The organism is Alkalibacter rhizosphaerae, assembly GCF_017352215.1.
GTDB classification, from domain to species: domain Bacteria; phylum Bacillota; class Clostridia; order Eubacteriales; family Alkalibacteraceae; genus Alkalibacter; species Alkalibacter rhizosphaerae.
Genome location: NZ_CP071444.1, coordinates 2,166,215 through 2,182,769 on the forward strand (window position 1 = coordinate 2,166,215; position 16,555 = coordinate 2,182,769).

A 16,555-nucleotide genomic window follows, 5' to 3' on the forward strand; every position below is an offset into this window, starting at 1 on the left:
CTTAAAGTCCTGCCAGATCCAGAATATCTGGAACTTTTGATTCCCAACCAAGTGCCATGATGTGGACACCCTGACAGTAGTCTTTACATTCTTTGATGATGCGGGCGGAAATCTCCACACCGGTGATCCCGGCTTTGGTTTTTTCCTTGTCTGCTTTCAATTCCTCGATCATTTCTTCGGGAACGTGGACGCCGGCTACATTTGCATTCATATAGCGGCACATTCCGACGTTTTTTGGAATGATGATGCCCAGTTGTACCGGTACCCCAAATTGTTTTGCTTGTTCCATGAATTTGATGAATTTTTCCGGTTCGTAAACGCCTTGGGTTTGGAAGTATTCTGCACCGGCTTTTACTTTTGCTTCCATCTTTGCCAACTGCACATCGACGGAATCGCTGCATGGAGAAACAACAGCACCTTTTGCAAATTTTGGTGGCTCACCATCCAAAGGATTTCCTGCCAGGTCCACTCCCTGTTCCAACAATTTTACTGCATGGATCAGGGATACGGAATCCAGATCAAAAACCGGTTTTGCCTGAGGATGATCCCCCAGGGTAGTATAGTCGCCGGTTAGCAGAAGCAGATTGTCAATGCCCAACAGTGCGGCACTTAAAATATCGGATTGCAGTGCGATTCGATTTCGATCCCGGCAAGTAATTTGAAAAATACTGTTCAAGCCTTGATCTTCAAGAACTTTGCACGTAGCAAGGGATCCAAGTCTCATTACCGAAGACTGGTTGTCTGTTACATTGACAGCGTGTACCCGCCCTTTTAGATACTCATTTGCTTCTTCCACCAAATGATCGATATTGATTCCTTTTGGTGGTCCAACTTCTGCTGTAACTACAAATTCACCACGCTGAAACATCTCAGTTATTCTCATTTACAATCACTCCTAATCATCGTATTCTTTGTTTTTCTGTGTGTTGTGAATAAAGATATTTTACTCCTCTTCTGAAGTCGTTCGATCCGGATGCCAGTAGTTTCGAACTTTGGGTTCGTATTTAAGCGTATCCAACTTGTCGAGTTTTTCCAACTTTCGGTAGATCCGCTCCCAACCGCATTCCATATCTTTGTCTACTTCACACATGCCGTCTTTGGCTCCTCCACATTGCCCGTTGACCAAACTTTTAGAGCAGGCGGTTATGGGGCAGATCCCTCCAGTGTAGTTCAGATAGCATTCTCCACATTGGGCACAGTCGAATTCCATGGGAGTGACGCCTTGAAAACCCGGAAGGGGATAAGTGTCACATCCGGAATAGACTCGAGTGTTTTCCAGATATTTGGCGACGGTTTGGATCCCAACTCCGCAAGAAAATACGATGACACTATCTGCGTCGTTGACTTTTTCCATGTGTTTTTTCAATTGTAAAGCCAGATTGTCCGGATGACATATATAATCCGTTGTAACGATCTGGGTGATCTCCTTGTTTTCTGCAAGTTCTTTTTGCAGTTCATCGGCCGCATGCTCCGGGAAATATACTTCCTTGCAGCCATGACAATTTATGATCACGGTTTTTCCTTTTGCCAGTTCCTCGATGACTTCTTTTGATTTTAGTTGGGTAATCAGCATTTTATTTACCCTCCCTTATGGCTTTTTTTCCGATTTTGATTCGTTCCACGATCGGTATTTTTGATGAACAGATATATTCGCAGCTTCCGCATTCGATGCAATCCATGACATTTTGTTCCTTGAAGCCTTCCCAATCTTCCGTTGTTGCATATTTTGTATAATAGAAAGGTCGAAGTTCCATGGGACAGACATCCACGCAACGTCCGCATTTGATGCATTCGTCTGCTTCTTTGACCACCGTTTCTACGGCAATGATCCCGTTGGTACTTTTGATGATGGAAACATTGAGGTCTGTCACCGGGATACCCATCATGGGGCCGCCCAGTTTGATCGTGACATCGTCTCCTACAACTCCACCACAATGTTCAATGATCTCCTTGACGGAGGTGCCGTTTTTAACCAGGTAGTTGCCCGGATTTTTGATCCGATCTCCTGTAACGCTTACGATTCTTTCAACGAGAGGCATTCCGGTCTGAATCGCATCGGCAACTGCTTTTGCAGTACTGACGTTGGATACCAGAGCACCTACATCCGTAGGGAAGCCTCCGCTTGGAATGGATACGCCCAACATGCGTTTAACAAGCATTTTTTCTGCACCTTGCGGATATTTGGTTTTAACAACAGCGATTTCAATGTTGGGAATGTCTGTTGTCTTTGCTTCTAGAATTTCAATGGCATCGTGTTTGTTGTCTTCTATTACGATGATGCCTTTATCTGCTCCGGATCCCTTGATCAAGGCCTTCATGCCGAAGATGAGTTGATCCGGATAGTTGGTCATCAGTTTCTGGTCTGCAGTCAACATGGGCTCGCATTCGCAACCGTTGAGCAGCACCGTGTGCACCTTCTGGGGAGCTTTTAACTTCACGGAAGTCGGGAAACCTGCTCCTCCCATGCCGACAATGCCTTTGTCCCGAATGATTTCGATGATTTCATCTCGAGTCAGTTCGTCTAGATCTTTTGCCGGTTTCACAGATTCGTGCAACGTATTTTCACCGTCGGACTGGATGACTACGGACAGGGTCTTGACTCCTTGGGTCGGATGGAGTCGTGGTTCTATTGCTACTACTGTGCCGCTGACGCTGGAGTGGATCGGACTGCTGACAAAACCATTGGCCTCTCCCAATTTTTGTCCAACTTTTACCTTTTGTCCAACTTCGACCAGCAACTCCGCGGGAGCTCCTGCATGTTGCGATAAAGGAAGAACGACAGTGCGTGGTTGAGGGTAGGAAACCAGGTCGACATTCTCGCTGAATTCCTTTTTCTCGCTGGGATGGATACCTCCATAATAACCTTCAAACCGGCTATCTCGAACAGAATTGACATATTCGTTGACGATCTTGAAATTGACTTTCGAGTAGTCCCTTAGTTCCACCGGTTGATCCAACAGTTCTTCAAGTCTGCCCAAAGAATCCATTTTTCGATAGATCTTTTCCCATGCACAATCCTTGTTTTTATCGACTTCACACTTGCCGTCCTTCGCTCCGCCGCATTGGCCGTTGAGAAGGCTCTTGGCACAGTCGACAATGGGACAGATACCACCGGTCAAGTTCAGGTAACATTGTCCGCAAGCATCGCAAAGGGTCGTCGTTAATGCCATTCCGTGCTGTCCGTCTACCGATATGGTATCGCTTGCCGCGTACACTGGGTGGTCCAGCATTTCCGCTACAGCCTGGATCCCCAAACCGCAGGATATGACAAATACGTTTTTGGCTTCTTCCGGAATGATGTCCTGGAGACTTTTTGCGGTCAACGTGGTGTTGCACAGGAAATCGATTTTGGCGGAGCCAACAACGGTTTTTCCTTTTTCGTTGGCCAACTGTTCAAAATTTGCCAGTTCGGGTTCGTCTTCGATTTTAAATTCCTTGAAGCATTTGTTACAGGCGATGACAAACAAACCGTCCTTGTCTTCCAAAAACGGTGCCAACTCTTCCTTTCTTTTTAATTTAAATTTGGTGTAATCTTCCAATTCCATGCCCCCCTTAAACTTTATGCTTTCTTGAATTGAAGAAAGAAAATAATGGAACTCTTGTAAAATAGAAAGAAAAACAAAAAAATAAGAATGATTCTAATATTGCAATTAATCCTTTTGAATCTTCATAAATCGTATCACAGATGATCCTTGATTTCTAGTGGTTTGTAACCGATAACATAGCTGGAATGGTTGTTTTTTTTTGAATATTTTTCAATGCTTCAGTATGTAAAATAGAACCGGTTTTACTTTCGTATAACAAAACATTTATATTACCTATTTGTTTTTGTTTCAAAATTGAAATAGGTTTGATAAAATAAAGAAACTCGATAAACAAAGGATGAGATCATGCGAAAAAAGTCGTTTTATAAAATTCGGGATGTAGATCCTGTGAGAAAAAAATATTTGGCCATTGCCATTGCCATATTTCTTTGTTTTGCCTTGATCCTTACATTGGTTTTGATTAACCAACTGGATCGTATCGATCAGATCCATGCAACAAGCACCCGTGATCAGATCGTGTCCATCAAAAGGGAATTTTTGCAGGATTCCGTCAACAATACCATCGATTTCATCGAAGAGAGCAAATTGATCCATGAATCCAGGTTGGAAGAAAGGATCCATCAACTGAAAGTGTATGTCCAAACCCATCAAAGAGATTACAGCATCGACGATATTCGAGAATACTTTGAAGGAAAGACTGTAGGGGAAAATTTGGTCATTTGGATCGTTGATGTAAAAAAGAAGATCAATTATGTCAACGATGATGCATCCGAGATGCATGCGTTGGAAAAGATTATTGATTTTAATGATCAACATCTGTTTTTTCGGCTGGAAGTGATCCCGTTCAACAACTACACCATATACTTGGGTGCATTGAATCAAGAAGTGAAAAACGCTGTGGAAGAGTCATTGAGAAGAAGGATCTATGGAGACATCTATTTTCAAGACTCTTATATGTGGGTGAATGAAGTGATCGATTTTGATGGAGGGAAGGATTACGCTGTTCGGTTGATCCATCCGAATTTAAAAGAGACGGAGGGAACCTTGCTTTCAACGGATATGGAAGACATTGCAGGAGGAAAGCCATATTTGGAAGAATTGGAAGGGATCAAAAGAGATGGAGAGTTGTTTTTCAATTATTTCTTTAAAAAGTTGGGAACAGAAGAACTTGCCGAAAAAATGACCTATGCGAAGTTATATGATGAATACAACTGGGTCGTGGCCATGGGCGTATATTATGATAATCTGCAGGATTACATAAACGATGCATCGGAAAATTCAAGAACGGAACGAAATCGTGGATTGCTGACCGTAGCTTTGTCTGCGCTGCTGCTCCTTCTTGTGGGGATCCTGGTTTTTTTGTGGTCTGAGAAAAGATACTACAGCAAATCTACACAGAAGCTCAAAGATGAAATCGACATGGATCTGCTGACAGGTGCCGGAAGCAGAAAAGCAGGACTGGTCAAATTGCAGGAAAGTTTTCGTAAATTCAAGGAACAACAAGAAATGTACAGCTTGCTGATGCTGGATCTGGATGACTTCAAACACATCAATGATACGTACGGCCACGATACGGGGGATCGTGTTTTGGTCGAAATCGTAAAGCGAATCAAGGAAGTGATTCGGGAAGAAGACGGATTGTATCGATGGGGAGGAGAGGAATTTGTCATTTTGGCAAAGGGCATCACGCCGGAAAATCTGGATATTTTGATCGATAAGGTGTTGAAGGCTGTAGAAGGATCCAAATGCATCCAAGAAGGGGCCAATGTACCAACCACTGTATCCATAGGGGCAACCAACTACCTGGAGAATGATGAAACCTATGAAAGTGCGTTGATCAGAGCGGATCAGGCCTTATATGAATCCAAAAAAAGCGGGAAGAACAAAGGAACAAAATTTTTTTGACGCGGAGGTCTCCATTATTAAAAGGAGACCTCTTTCCATTCTAAAAGAGTAAAGGAAATGATTGAAACGACCACACGCGAAATATAACAAAATAAAAAACGGTATTGACTTTACAAAATATAAACGATTAAAATAGATGTGTAAATAATAAATGAAGGAGGAAAGAAAGTGAAAGAAGAGGTAAGGAAACTTCAAGAAGAGAGGATCCAAATAAACACGGACTTTTACAACAACATAATTCCGAAACGGATGCCTGCGAATTTTATGATTTCGGCGTACATCACTGCTGCTTACGGCGGTGTGGATGTATTTGATTTTCAGTACGATTTTTCCAAGTTGGAAGAGGCGGCCAGAAAAATCTGTGATCAAGTCTATTCCGATTCTCCTCCGGTAAGCCCGGCTAGTCTAATATTCAACCGGTTGCCGTCTTTTTATCAGTTGCTGGATTCCCAATCCTTCCGCATGGGTGGTGACGGATTTGTACAACATCCGGAAGTCGTGGGTATGAAGGCAGATGAATATGCTCAATTGACCCAAGATCCATATGCTTTTGTTGTAGAGAAAGTCATTCCCAGACAATATCGGAATTTGGATCCATCCAATACGGCAAAAGCATTGATTTCCATGCAAAGGGCCCTTCTGGCCATGGAAGAAGACGCCAATGCATCCATTCCGTGGTTCATGAAGATCATGGACGATTATGGGTATTACCCTGGAGCCCCCATGGGTGCTTCCGGATTCTGTGAAGCGCCTTACGATTATATAGCCGACCAATTGCGCAGTTTCAGTGGGATCAGTATGGATATTCGAAGACATCGGGATGAAATCAAGGAAGCCTGCGATGCGGTTCTTCCCATGATGTTTAAAATGGGCCGGCCTGCGTTTGCCCATCCTTTGGGAACGGTAATGACTCCATTGCATATGCCCACATTTATGCGTGAGAAAGATTTCATGGAAGTATGGATGCCTTCCTATAAAAAAATGTACGAGCAGTACGCAGCCTTGGGCATACGTGGTGGTGCATTCTGTGAAGATAACTGGATGAGATACTTGGACAATTTGATGGAGTTGCCCAGCGGCATGGTTTTGATGTTTGAATACGGCGATCCCCAAAAAATCAAGGACAAGTTGGGCAAAAAATTCATACTTCAGGGTCTGTATCCATCCACTTTGCTGAAGACCGGTACAAAACAGCAGGTTTTGGACAAAGCCAAAGAGTTGCTGGACATCATGCTTCCAGGCGGAGGTTATATTTTCGGATTTGACAAAGGGCCGTTGACCCTGTCGGATACGAACATGGAAAATTACATTGCCCTCAGTCATTTCGTTCATGAATATGCTGTTTATGACAATCCTGGAGAATCTTTCGGGACACCGGTGAATAGCGAAGGGTTCGTTTTCGAAGAAGAAAAAATGACTTTGAAATCAAAATATCTCTTTGATTGGGAAGAATTCAAACAAAAGTATCCACATACTCCTGATTTTGCACGAGAGCGATTTGAAAAGTCAGACAATCGGGTTTTCAATTTGTACATGAACATGACGATCTAATAAAAAAGAAAAGCGGCGGCATCCTTAAAAGGGTGTCGCCGTTTTAGATCAGATCAAGCAAAGACGGTTTGGATCAGGACCATGTACAGGCCGGTTCCGACACCGATGCTCAAAAGTGTATTTTCTTTCCAATAATGGAGGATAACGATGGAAACAATGGCGATCCCTTCCGGCAATCCATGGGTGGGACTATCAAAACGAACATTCCGCAGACAGTAGACGACCAGCATTCCAATGACGGCATAGGGTAAAAGTCGGCCAAGGTCCGTTATGTAAGGATGGTTGGATTTCGCTTTGCGAAACAGAAAGAATGGTAAAAAACGGGTAAACATGGTCCCGGCGATGGCAGTTCCAATGATGGCAAGGGTTTGTAGTGGCGTCAGTGTCATGGAGTACTCTCCTCTATGATATTTTTGCGGGATTTGTCATAGAGCCGAAGGAGGCTGAGTGCAACCAAGATGACGGCCATGGCTGGTAAAAGGAATCCGTCGGGTCCAAAAACAAGCAAAGAGGCAACAGAACTCAAGATGCCGATGGCGGCGGATCTTCTGCCGCCCTGTTTTTTCCATTGGTCGACGAAAATCACCGTGAACAGTGCTGTCAGAACAAAATCCAAACCGGTGGTGTTAAAGGGAATGGCAGCCCCCAACAATCCGCCGAGGACAGATCCGAAGATCCAGTACATGTGATCCAGCAGTGTAATGAAAAAAAGAAACCATCGATCTTCCACGCCCTCTTGTGCTTTGGTGGTGCAGGCGATGGAAAACGTTTCGTCGCAGAGTCCAAAAATCAAATAGGGTTTGAGTTTTCCGGTATTGCGGTATCGTTCCAGCATGGAGATGCCATAAAACAAGTGTCGGGCATTGATCATTAATGTCATGAGCAGTGCATGCAAGGGATTAAAAACGGTGGTCAGAAAGGTAATGGCCAGATATTGGCCGGAACCGGCAAAGACCAACAAACTGAATAAAAAAGTCCAACCCACCCCATATCCGCTTTTGTACATCAAAATTCCATAGGCAAGACCCAAAAAAGTAAACCCGGTAAAAACGGGGATCGTATGGGGGAAGGCTGCTTTCAGGGCATCCATTTTCTTCGGTGCCTTTTCTGTCTTGGTTGCTGGTTGGGGATCGTCAATATTCATGGTCATAGTCAAGCTCCTTATATGTAAGTAAACTGAATTATTTGCATGTTAACACATTCGATACCGGTAGTAAATGAAATGTTGAAATAATTATCAATGCAAAAAATCACGAAATCGCGGTCCGGGGATCCGGTCGTTGCCGTCTCTTTTGGTCACCCGCACAGCATCGAAATATTCCAAAAAATAGATGGCGGTTTTTCTTCCGGTTCCTAAAAGATCACGGAGTCGGGCCACGGTGATGCTCTTTTCCTTTTGGATCGCATCTACAACTGTTTGGTAGATCATTTCCAAAGATCGCCGGCTGCAAAAGACTCCTTTCTCCAATTCGACCAAGTAGCCGATGGAGATGAAAAAGTGCAGGATCTCCTCCGCAACAGCAATAGGCAAGCTGGTTTCCTCTGCAACCTGGGCAGGTGAAAGAGTGGGGAGATCCGGTGTCTCAAAGAGTTGTCTTGTGCGGGCAACTTCAACCAGATCCGAGATTTCATCCAAGCGTTTTTCCTTGTGAAGGTGAACAAACTTTTCTTCCAAACGCAAGGAAGACATGGCAGACATGATCTCCAGCATCCCGTCAAAATCTTTGTTGGACAGAAAGGGGAATTCTTTTTTGCGCAGGGCTTCCTTGGAGATCTGATATCGATAAGGATTCTTGTTATAAAACCGATGGAAGACACCTTCCAACTCCTTGAGCATCTCGTCGCACCAGGCAAGGCTGTAATATTTTCCAGTGGATCCCATGGCATAAATGACACCTTCCACAACCAGTTCTTCCAACATTTCTTTGATCCGATCCCTATCGATCAGCGTTTCCAGATAAATGGATTCCACATCCATCAAGGAAGAGGAAGACTGGATCAACCACTGGATCACTTCCTTGTCCGTTCCCAGGTCCAAAAAAGCAAGTTCTTTCATGGAGGTACTGTCGAATCTTTTGCGATTTCTGGTATGGTGGAGGAGAAGTCGGCCGCCTCCAATGGTGTGGACAGGGGAAAAGGATCGAAGAATGAACCGGTCTGCCCGGAAAGCGGCAACCGGTTCTTCCAGGCGCAGTTGAACATACCCTTTTTCGCCGGCATCGATCTTGTCGGCACCCAACAGACGAACACGGGCCAATACTGCAGTGGTGCCTGTGTGGAAGTGGACACGTTGATTATGGACCAGACCGTTGCTGCCGGGGACCATTTGCACCCGGGCATCCAGCAAGCTGGTGGTTCGAAAATTTCCGGACTCCAACACCACGCTGCCCCGCTGCAGGTCTTTTTTCTCAATGGACGCCAGGTTCAATGCACATCGGTCTCCGCCATAAGCCTGATCCACCGATTGGTTTCTCACTTGAATGTTTCGCACTTTTGTGGTCAAACCTTCCGGAAGGATCTGCACGGGATCACCTTTGGTCACCGTACCGCCGCTGATCGTTCCCGTCACGATGGTCCCGTGGCCTGTCATGGTAAAGACCCGGTCCACAGGCAGGCGGAACAGGGAAGTGGGGGACTTTTCTCTTGTCTGGATTGCAAGTTCGTCGATTTTTATCAATAAGTCATCGATGCCCGCTCCGGTTTTGGAAGATACAGGGATGACCGGCAACGATTCAAGAGGAGTATCTTTCAGATATTTACGGATCTCCCGGATTCGCTGATCCAGGGTCTTTTGATCGACCAGGTCTGACTTCGTCAAGGCTACGACACCCTTAGATAAACCTAAAACAGAAAGGATGTCCAGGTGTTCTATGGTTTGGGGCATGATCCCCTCATCTGCAGCAATGATGAGTAGAACGATATCGATCCCAGTGACTCCTGCCACCATGGTTTTGACAAATTTTTCATGGCCGGGCACATCGACGATGGAGACCTGATTGCCGGAGGCCAACTGGAGAAAGGCGAAGCCCAACTCGATGGTCATACCACGATCCTGTTCCTCCGCCAGGCGATCCGTATCAGTTCCGGTCAGTCTTTTGACCAGGGCGGTTTTCCCGTGATCGATATGACCGGCAGTTCCAATGGTAATGTGTTTCATGGTTTCGCCTCCCAGCACTTTTTCAATTCTGTAGCAATGATGTCGAATTCCTCTTCCCGGATCGTTCGTACATGAAAGAGTACCCTGTCTTCCGAGATCCGACATACGATGGGATTTAGGGAGCGACGGAGACGGTTTCGAAGATCGTCCGGTGAGATCGTTTGGGAAACAAGAGCAACTGCTTTTCCCTGCAAAACAACGCCGGGCAGGGATCCACCACCGGCTTCTTCCTCCACATCCAAAAGCTCTAATGCAGCGGATTCGATTCCTGCTTCCTCCACGCGTTGTCGGAGTCGTTTTGCCTTTGCTTCCAAGACTTCAATTTTTTCGCATAACATGGTCAATGAAGGAATCTGCGAAACAGGGTCTTCTGACGCGTCGTAGATTTGCAGGACGCTGTGAAGGGCGGCAATGGTCATTTTATCGCACCGAAGGATACGGGCCAAATGGTTCTTCTTGATCTTTTCCACCAATGATCGCTTTCCTAGAATGATGCCGGCCTGCGCCCCTCCAAGGAGTTTATCCCCGCTGAATGTGACGAGATCCGCCCCTTCTTTCAAAGAGTCCATTGGCGTTTTCTCTCTTGGAAGATCGAACAAGGATAGATCTGTCAAGCAGCCGCTACCCAGGTCTTCCATGCAAAGGATGTCCGCCCGATCCTCGGGGATGGAGATTTCCGCCAATGAAACTGAAGAAGTAAAGCCGATGATCTTGTAGTTGCTGGTATGCACTTTTAGCAGGATCGAGGTATTTTCCGTTATTGCTTCCTCATAATCCGAACATTTAGTTTTGTTAGTGGTGCCGACTTCTTTTAGAATGCAGCCGCTCTCCTTGATGATTTCCGGAACTCGAAAACTGCCGCCGATCTCCACCTGTTCCCCTCGGGAAACGATCACTTCCTTGTCCTTGGCAAAGGTGTTCAAACACAAAAAGACGGCACCGGCATTGTTGTTGACAACCATGGCTGCTTCCGCCCCGGTCAACCGGCAGAGAAGTTCTTCCATGTGATCGTACCGAGAACCGCGTTTGCCAAAATCCAAGTCGTATTCCAGGTTGCTGTATCCTGTGGAAACCTCCATCACTTGCTTCAATGTTTCCTGGGAAAGGGGGGCACGGCCCAAGTTGGTGTGGAGCACGACTCCAGTGGCATTGATCACCGGTTGCAATGCAAAAAGTCGTTGTTTTTCCAATAAGGAAAGAACCAGGTCCATGAGATGATCGAACAAGTCTTCCGATGTTTCGATTTTGTGATTTCGGTAATACTCCGGATCCGAGAGGATGGAAGCTTTTAACTGTTCCGTTCCCCTGCGCAAGGACGTCAGGACCGTATTTCTGCCCATCAAGGCAGCAAATGCCTCCATGGAAGGATCTTGGATCAAAACATGGATCGCCGGGATATGGCGTAAAGCTTCTCTGAAATTTGAGATTTTCAATGACTGACCTCCAATTAAAAGGACCGGGATCGATGATCCCGGCCACGAAATATTTGATCGTTTTAAAAATGGCGGGAGCGTGTAGGAATTGAACCCACCTCGGATGGTCGAGCCACCCGACAACGGAGTTGAAGTCCGTGAGACCCACCAGGGCCTATCCGTCCCCATGTCAAGAGAAAGAGGGTTCGATCCATGGAATCGAATCGAACCCTGAGTATATCTTTAAAATGGTAAAGCGACTATTTCTTCGGCGGTTGCCATACTTTCCAGACATTACCTGCCAATTCTGTGGAAGGTTTCAAAGTGATGCCACCTTCTACCCAGCCAGAGGGCATGACTTCTCCGGTCTTTTGATGATGTTGGTATGCCTTGATCTGTCGCACCAACTCCTCCGGATTTCTTCCGACAGGAGGACTCAAGACCTCGGCTGCCTGAACGACGCCTTCCGGATCGATCAGAAAACGACCGCGGACGTTTGTTCCGGCATCTTCATCATAGACATCGTACAATCGGCCGATGGCTCCTGTTTGGTCGGATACCATGGGGAATGGGATGTCGTTGCCCACCATTTTACTCAGTTCTGTTTCGTTCCAAATTTTGTGAGAAAATACACTGTCAGTACTCACCGATAAAACTTCAACATTCAATGCTTGCAACTTGTCATAGCTCACGGCTATGTGTGAGATCTCGGTCGGTCAGACAAAGGTGAAGTCGCCTGGATAAAAACAGAGAACGACCCATTTTCCCTGGTAGTCCGACAATTTCACTTTTTTGATTTTGCCTTCATGAAATGCAGAGCCGGTAAAATCAGGTGCTTTTTTCGTGACTAGCATGATTGCAACTCCTTTCGTTTTAGAATGATTCTATATTTATAGTTTAACCATATAATTACAAAATGTCAACGAGTTGCGGCTGAAATTACACAATATTAAAAACGGAACTCCTGAAGAGTTCCGTTGGGTCTGCTTGATCATAACAACGACGTGCATATTTGTTTTATGTAGCCAGAGGGTTGTTGAAATCAAAGGAAAACCCAGTGGATTTGTATTCTCTGGACAGCAGTTCTTTTCCCATTTGAATGGCTTCTTCCTGGGAGATGTCTACCCGGATGTCTCTAGACTCCAACAAGTCAAAAATGGAATCGATCAGATATTTTTTCAACGTGAATCCACCAAAAATTTTCTTTTGTATGTGCACTTCGTATTTGTCGTCATAGACGATAACGGTCTCGTTCCCGAATTTCAGCTTCATAATTCCACCTCGCGATCTAAACTTTTTTATACGTATTTTATGTGTTATTATAATATATACCATTTTAGTCTTAAAAGAAACTTGTTTGTATATTTTTTATAATGGAAAGAACGGTGTTTATGGATAAACTAAAGGAACTTCCGGACAAACCCGGCGTATACCTGATGAAGGATAAAAAAGGGGACATTATTTATGTAGGGAAGGCAAAGAACCTAAAAAACCGGGTGCGCCAGTATTTTCAATCGTCGGCGAATCACGGCTTGAAAGTGCAGACCATGGTACGAAAGATCCAGGATTTTGAGGTGATCGTTACAGATACGGAATCGGAAGCCTTGATTTTGGAGTTCAACCTGATTAAAAAGCACATGCCCCGATACAATATCATGCTCAAAGACGACAAATCTTATCCTTATATCAAGGTGACCTTGCAGGAGGACTACCCCAGGGTTTTCATGACCCGGAACGTTAAAAAGGATGGAGCCCGCTACTTTGGACCTTATACCAGTGTTGCAACGGTACGACAAACGCTGGATGCCATCGAAGAGGTCTATACATTGAAGCAATGCAGTAAAAAGATGGATGGAAAAAAAATCAACCAGCGTCCATGTCTGAATTATTTTATTGGTCGATGCCCAGGTGTTTGTACCGGGACTGTAGACAAAGAAGAATATCGGAAAAAGATCGATCAAATCGTCGACATTCTCAAAGGGAAAGACAAAGTTTTGCTGGAAAACTTGTCCAGGGCAATGGAAGAAGCTTCCGCAAACTTGGAGTTCGAACAGGCGGCAAAATACCGGGATCAGATCCAAGGGATCAAAGCTATTGGAGAGAAGCAAAAGATCACCTCAGAATCGGAACACGATCAGGATGTGATCCATTTTGCCATGGACGAGACGGACTTGTGCATCCAGGTTTTCAAGATCCGATCTGGAAAGATGCTGGGAAGAGAGACCCATATGTTGGAATTTTTTCAGGAGGGGGACGATTTTCTCAACCAGTTTGTCAAGCAATATTACTATAATCGAACCATGATCCCCCGGGAGATCTTGTTGCCTTATGAGATCGAGGACCAGGAATCCATGGAGGAATGGTTGAAGTCAAAGAGGGGCACCAGGGTATCCATCATGGTTCCGCAAAAGGGAGACAAGAAAAAACTCTTGAACATGGTGGAGGAAAACGCAAAACTGGTTCTCTTCGAGCATCAGAACAAAAGGAAAAGAAAGGTTCTCAATGAAGTGTTTTGTCGGGACTGGCTGATGGAAAAGCTGGATTTGGAAGAATCCCCAAATCGCATTGAATCCTTTGATATTTCTCATCTGGGAGGGAAAGACAGTGTAGGCGCAATGGTGGTTTTTGAAGATTTCAAACCATTGAAAAAAGCATATCGACGTTTCCGCATCCAGTCTGTACAAGGCCAGGACGATTATGCCAGCACCCAGGAAGTGGTTTTTCGTCGAATGGAGCGGGGTGTGAAGGAAGAAAAGGAACCGAATAGCAAGGGCAGCTCTTTTTTGCCGTTTCCACAAGTGATCATGGTGGATGGAGGATTGGGTCACGTACAGTCCGTTCAAAAGATCCTGGATTTGTACGACAAAAATATCACGGTTTGCGGACTGGTGAAAAACGACCGGCACCGGTTGGAAGGTCTGGTCACCAGCAAGGGGACTGTGGAGATCCCAAGAGGAACGCCAGTCTATTATCTCTTGAACGCCATATCTGAAGAAGTCCATCGATTTGCAGTCGAGTATCATCGAAAGCGTCGGGATCAGGGGATGCAAAAATCGGAATTGTCCCAGGTGCCAGGGATCGGCCCTGCCAGGCAGAGGATCCTTTTGGAAACTTTTCAAAGTGTGGAAGAGATCCGTAGTGCCACGGTGGACCGGTTGGCTTCCGTACCGGGGATCGGCGTTGATGTGGCAAATAAAATTGTAGCGTATTTTCATTCGACGTTGGAAGATGAGGAGGAACAGCGTGAAATATAAATTCATTGCCGTAGATATCGACGGTACTTTGCTCAACAGTAAAGGAGAATTGACGCCCAAAACAAGGAAGTGGATCCACCGAGTGTGGAAAGACGGGATCCTGTTCGCCATTTCAACAGGAAGGCCTATTCAAGGGGTCATGCCTCTGATCGAAGAAATTGGGTTGGATTTGCCGTTGATCACTTACAACGGATCCATGGTCCTCATGGCGAACTCCAAAGAAATCATTTATCAGAGGGTGATGAAACCGGAAGCGGTTCGCGAAGTATATCGCTTGGGGGAGAAAGAGGATCTGACCATGATACTCTGGTCGGAAAATACGCTATTCACCAATCGGATCGACGGCCGATCCAAAGACTATGCTTCCCTGACGGGAACTCCATTGCAACTGGTGGACTCCTTGGCATCCATAGAAAAACGGATCACAAAGATGCTTTGGTACGATGAAGTGGATCGGATCCAACAATTGGCTGGCAGCATACCGACAGTGTTGATGAACAAAGAGGTGGTTTCCCATACATCCCTGCCTTATTTTTTGGAATTTGTGGATCGTCAGGCATCCAAAGCCATTGCCATCGATGTATTGGTCAGAAAATACGGCATTAAACGAGAAGAAGTGATGGCTATAGGAGATTCCTACAATGACGCATCCATGCTGGAGTACGCAGGACTCGGTGTAGCCATGGGAAATGCACCGGAAAAGATCAAGAGACTGGCTGATGTGGTGACGACAGGTTGTGATGAAGAAGGGGTGGCTCATGCCATCGAAAAATATATTTATGGAGGGTTGTCGGATGAAAGAGATACTGATCAGCAAGTTTTGTAAAGAGCTGGATCTGGAGATCGTCTGCGATGGGGGCCATGATGCCATTCATTTGAGCAACAGCAGCATCAATCGCCCTGGTCTTCAGCTGTATGGATATTATGACCATTTTGATTCGGATCGGGTTCAGATCGTCGGAATGGTGGAAAACAGCTATTTGAATTCCCTGAAAGCAGAAGAAAAATTGGAGAAACTGGGGAAGTTTTTCACCTATCATTTTCCATGTCTGGTCATTGCTTGGGACCTGGATATAGAAGACGATCTTTTGGATCTTGCCAACAAGTACCACCGAGTAGTTTTAAAGTCAAAAAAAGAAACAACCAAGGTCATCAATCAGGTCATCAATTACCTGGACGTGGAGTTGGCACCTGTCATTTCCGTTCACGGTGTTCTGGTTGAAGTATTTGGGGTAGGCGTCTTGATCACCGGATCCAGTGGAGTAGGGAAAAGTGAGACGGCTCTGGAACTTGTTAAAAGAGGACACCGTTTGATCACCGACGACATGGTGGAGATCAAACGGATCGGGGATCGGCTACATGGGGTTGCCCCAAAATTTCTAAAGCAATACATGGAGATCCGGGGGATCGGCATCATCGATGTCCGAACCCTGTATGGCATTGGAGCGGTGAAGGAGTCCATGGAACTCGATATGAACGTTCATCTGGAGCATTGGGACAGCGAGAAATATTATGATCGACTGGGATTGGATGAAGAATATCATCGCATTCTGGACGTGGACATTCCCCGAGTCGTTATTCCGGTCACATCCGGCAGGAACCTGGCCATCATCATCGAAGCAGGAGCCAGAAACAACCGTTTAAAATACATGGGAATCAACTCAGCGCAGGAATTTTGTGATAGAATAAGCAAGAGCAATGAAAATATGGATGGATCAGACAGGGGTTGAT

General features: G+C 45.5%; 14 protein-coding genes and 1 tRNA gene. 5 read left to right on the top strand and 10 right to left on the bottom strand.

The genetic code is table 11. The annotated features are described in order from the left end of the window. Position 1: 1 nt before the first annotated feature. The 3 genes from J0B03_RS10755 to rsxC are packed head-to-tail and all read right to left on the bottom strand — an operon-like array spanning position 2 to position 3,545. Positions 2-883: a methylenetetrahydrofolate reductase gene (locus J0B03_RS10755; RefSeq protein ID WP_207299601.1), complete on the bottom strand. Its 882-nt coding sequence runs from the start codon at positions 881-883 to the stop codon at positions 2-4. 60 nt (positions 884-943) lie between these two features. After that, positions 944-1,573, bottom strand: a complete 630-nt coding sequence (locus tag J0B03_RS10760) for a methylenetetrahydrofolate reductase C-terminal domain-containing protein (RefSeq protein ID WP_207299602.1) — start codon at positions 1,571-1,573, stop codon at positions 944-946. 1 nt (position 1,574) lies between these two features. After that, complete coding sequence (gene rsxC / locus J0B03_RS10765) at positions 1,575-3,545, bottom strand: electron transport complex subunit RsxC (protein ID WP_246798132.1); 1,971 nt, start codon at positions 3,543-3,545, stop codon at positions 1,575-1,577. Between the two features lie 345 nt (positions 3,546-3,890). On the opposite strand from rsxC, the gene J0B03_RS10770 reads away from it, so the two are divergent. Further along, a complete protein-coding gene (locus J0B03_RS10770; protein ID WP_207299603.1) occupies positions 3,891-5,450 on the top strand; it encodes a diguanylate cyclase domain-containing protein in 1,560 nt (519 codons plus the stop codon). 168 nt (positions 5,451-5,618) lie between these two features. Next, positions 5,619-7,001, top strand: coding sequence for a uroporphyrinogen decarboxylase family protein (locus tag J0B03_RS10775; RefSeq protein WP_246798133.1), 1,383 nt, complete (start codon positions 5,619-5,621; stop codon positions 6,999-7,001). Between the two features lie 53 nt (positions 7,002-7,054). Here J0B03_RS10775 and J0B03_RS10780 read toward each other — a convergent pair whose 3' ends face one another. The 7 genes from J0B03_RS10780 to J0B03_RS10810 all read right to left on the bottom strand — a co-directional run bounded on the left by J0B03_RS10780 (position 7,055) and on the right by J0B03_RS10810 (position 12,842). Continuing rightward, on the bottom strand, positions 7,055-7,390 hold the full coding sequence (locus J0B03_RS10780) for a branched-chain amino acid transporter permease (protein ID WP_207299604.1): 336 nt from the start codon (positions 7,388-7,390) through the stop codon (positions 7,055-7,057). After that, positions 7,387-8,151, bottom strand: a complete 765-nt coding sequence (locus tag J0B03_RS10785) for an AzlC family ABC transporter permease (RefSeq protein ID WP_309485103.1) — start codon at positions 8,149-8,151, stop codon at positions 7,387-7,389. The genes J0B03_RS10780 and J0B03_RS10785 overlap by 4 nt, the downstream gene beginning before the upstream one ends. Before the next feature lie 87 nt (positions 8,152-8,238). Beyond that, on the bottom strand, positions 8,239-10,158 hold the full coding sequence (gene selB, locus J0B03_RS10790) for a selenocysteine-specific translation elongation factor (RefSeq protein WP_207299605.1): 1,920 nt from the start codon (positions 10,156-10,158) through the stop codon (positions 8,239-8,241). Then, complete coding sequence (gene selA, locus J0B03_RS10795) at positions 10,155-11,591, bottom strand: L-seryl-tRNA(Sec) selenium transferase (protein WP_207299606.1); 1,437 nt, start codon at positions 11,589-11,591, stop codon at positions 10,155-10,157. The genes selB and selA overlap by 4 nt, the downstream gene beginning before the upstream one ends. Positions 11,592-11,660: 69 nt before the next feature. Next, a tRNA-Sec gene (locus J0B03_RS10800) sits at positions 11,661-11,757 on the bottom strand. A gap of 73 nt (positions 11,758-11,830) precedes the next feature. Then, positions 11,831-12,424, bottom strand: coding sequence for a thioredoxin-dependent peroxiredoxin (gene prxU, locus J0B03_RS10805; RefSeq protein WP_207299607.1), 594 nt, complete (start codon positions 12,422-12,424; stop codon positions 11,831-11,833). 163 nt (positions 12,425-12,587) lie between these two features. Next, complete coding sequence (locus J0B03_RS10810) at positions 12,588-12,842, bottom strand: hypothetical protein (RefSeq protein ID WP_207299608.1); 255 nt, start codon at positions 12,840-12,842, stop codon at positions 12,588-12,590. A 119-nt stretch (positions 12,843-12,961) separates the two neighbouring features. Between J0B03_RS10810 and uvrC the strand changes: the two genes are divergently transcribed. Genes uvrC through hprK form a run of 3 tightly spaced genes read left to right on the top strand, consistent with a single transcriptional unit; the run spans position 12,962 to position 16,554 of the window. Beyond that, positions 12,962-14,824, top strand: a complete 1,863-nt coding sequence (gene uvrC / locus J0B03_RS10815) for an excinuclease ABC subunit UvrC (RefSeq protein WP_246798134.1) — start codon at positions 12,962-12,964, stop codon at positions 14,822-14,824. Then, positions 14,814-15,650 (top strand): Cof-type HAD-IIB family hydrolase, encoded by an 837-nt coding sequence (locus J0B03_RS10820; protein WP_207299610.1) that lies wholly within the window; start codon positions 14,814-14,816, stop codon positions 15,648-15,650. The genes uvrC and J0B03_RS10820 overlap by 11 nt, the downstream gene beginning before the upstream one ends. Next, positions 15,619-16,554, top strand: a complete 936-nt coding sequence (hprK, locus tag J0B03_RS10825; RefSeq protein WP_207299611.1) for an HPr(Ser) kinase/phosphatase — start codon at positions 15,619-15,621, stop codon at positions 16,552-16,554. Before J0B03_RS10820 ends, hprK begins: the two co-directional genes overlap by 32 nt. The last annotated feature ends 1 nt before the right edge of the window (position 16,555 follow it).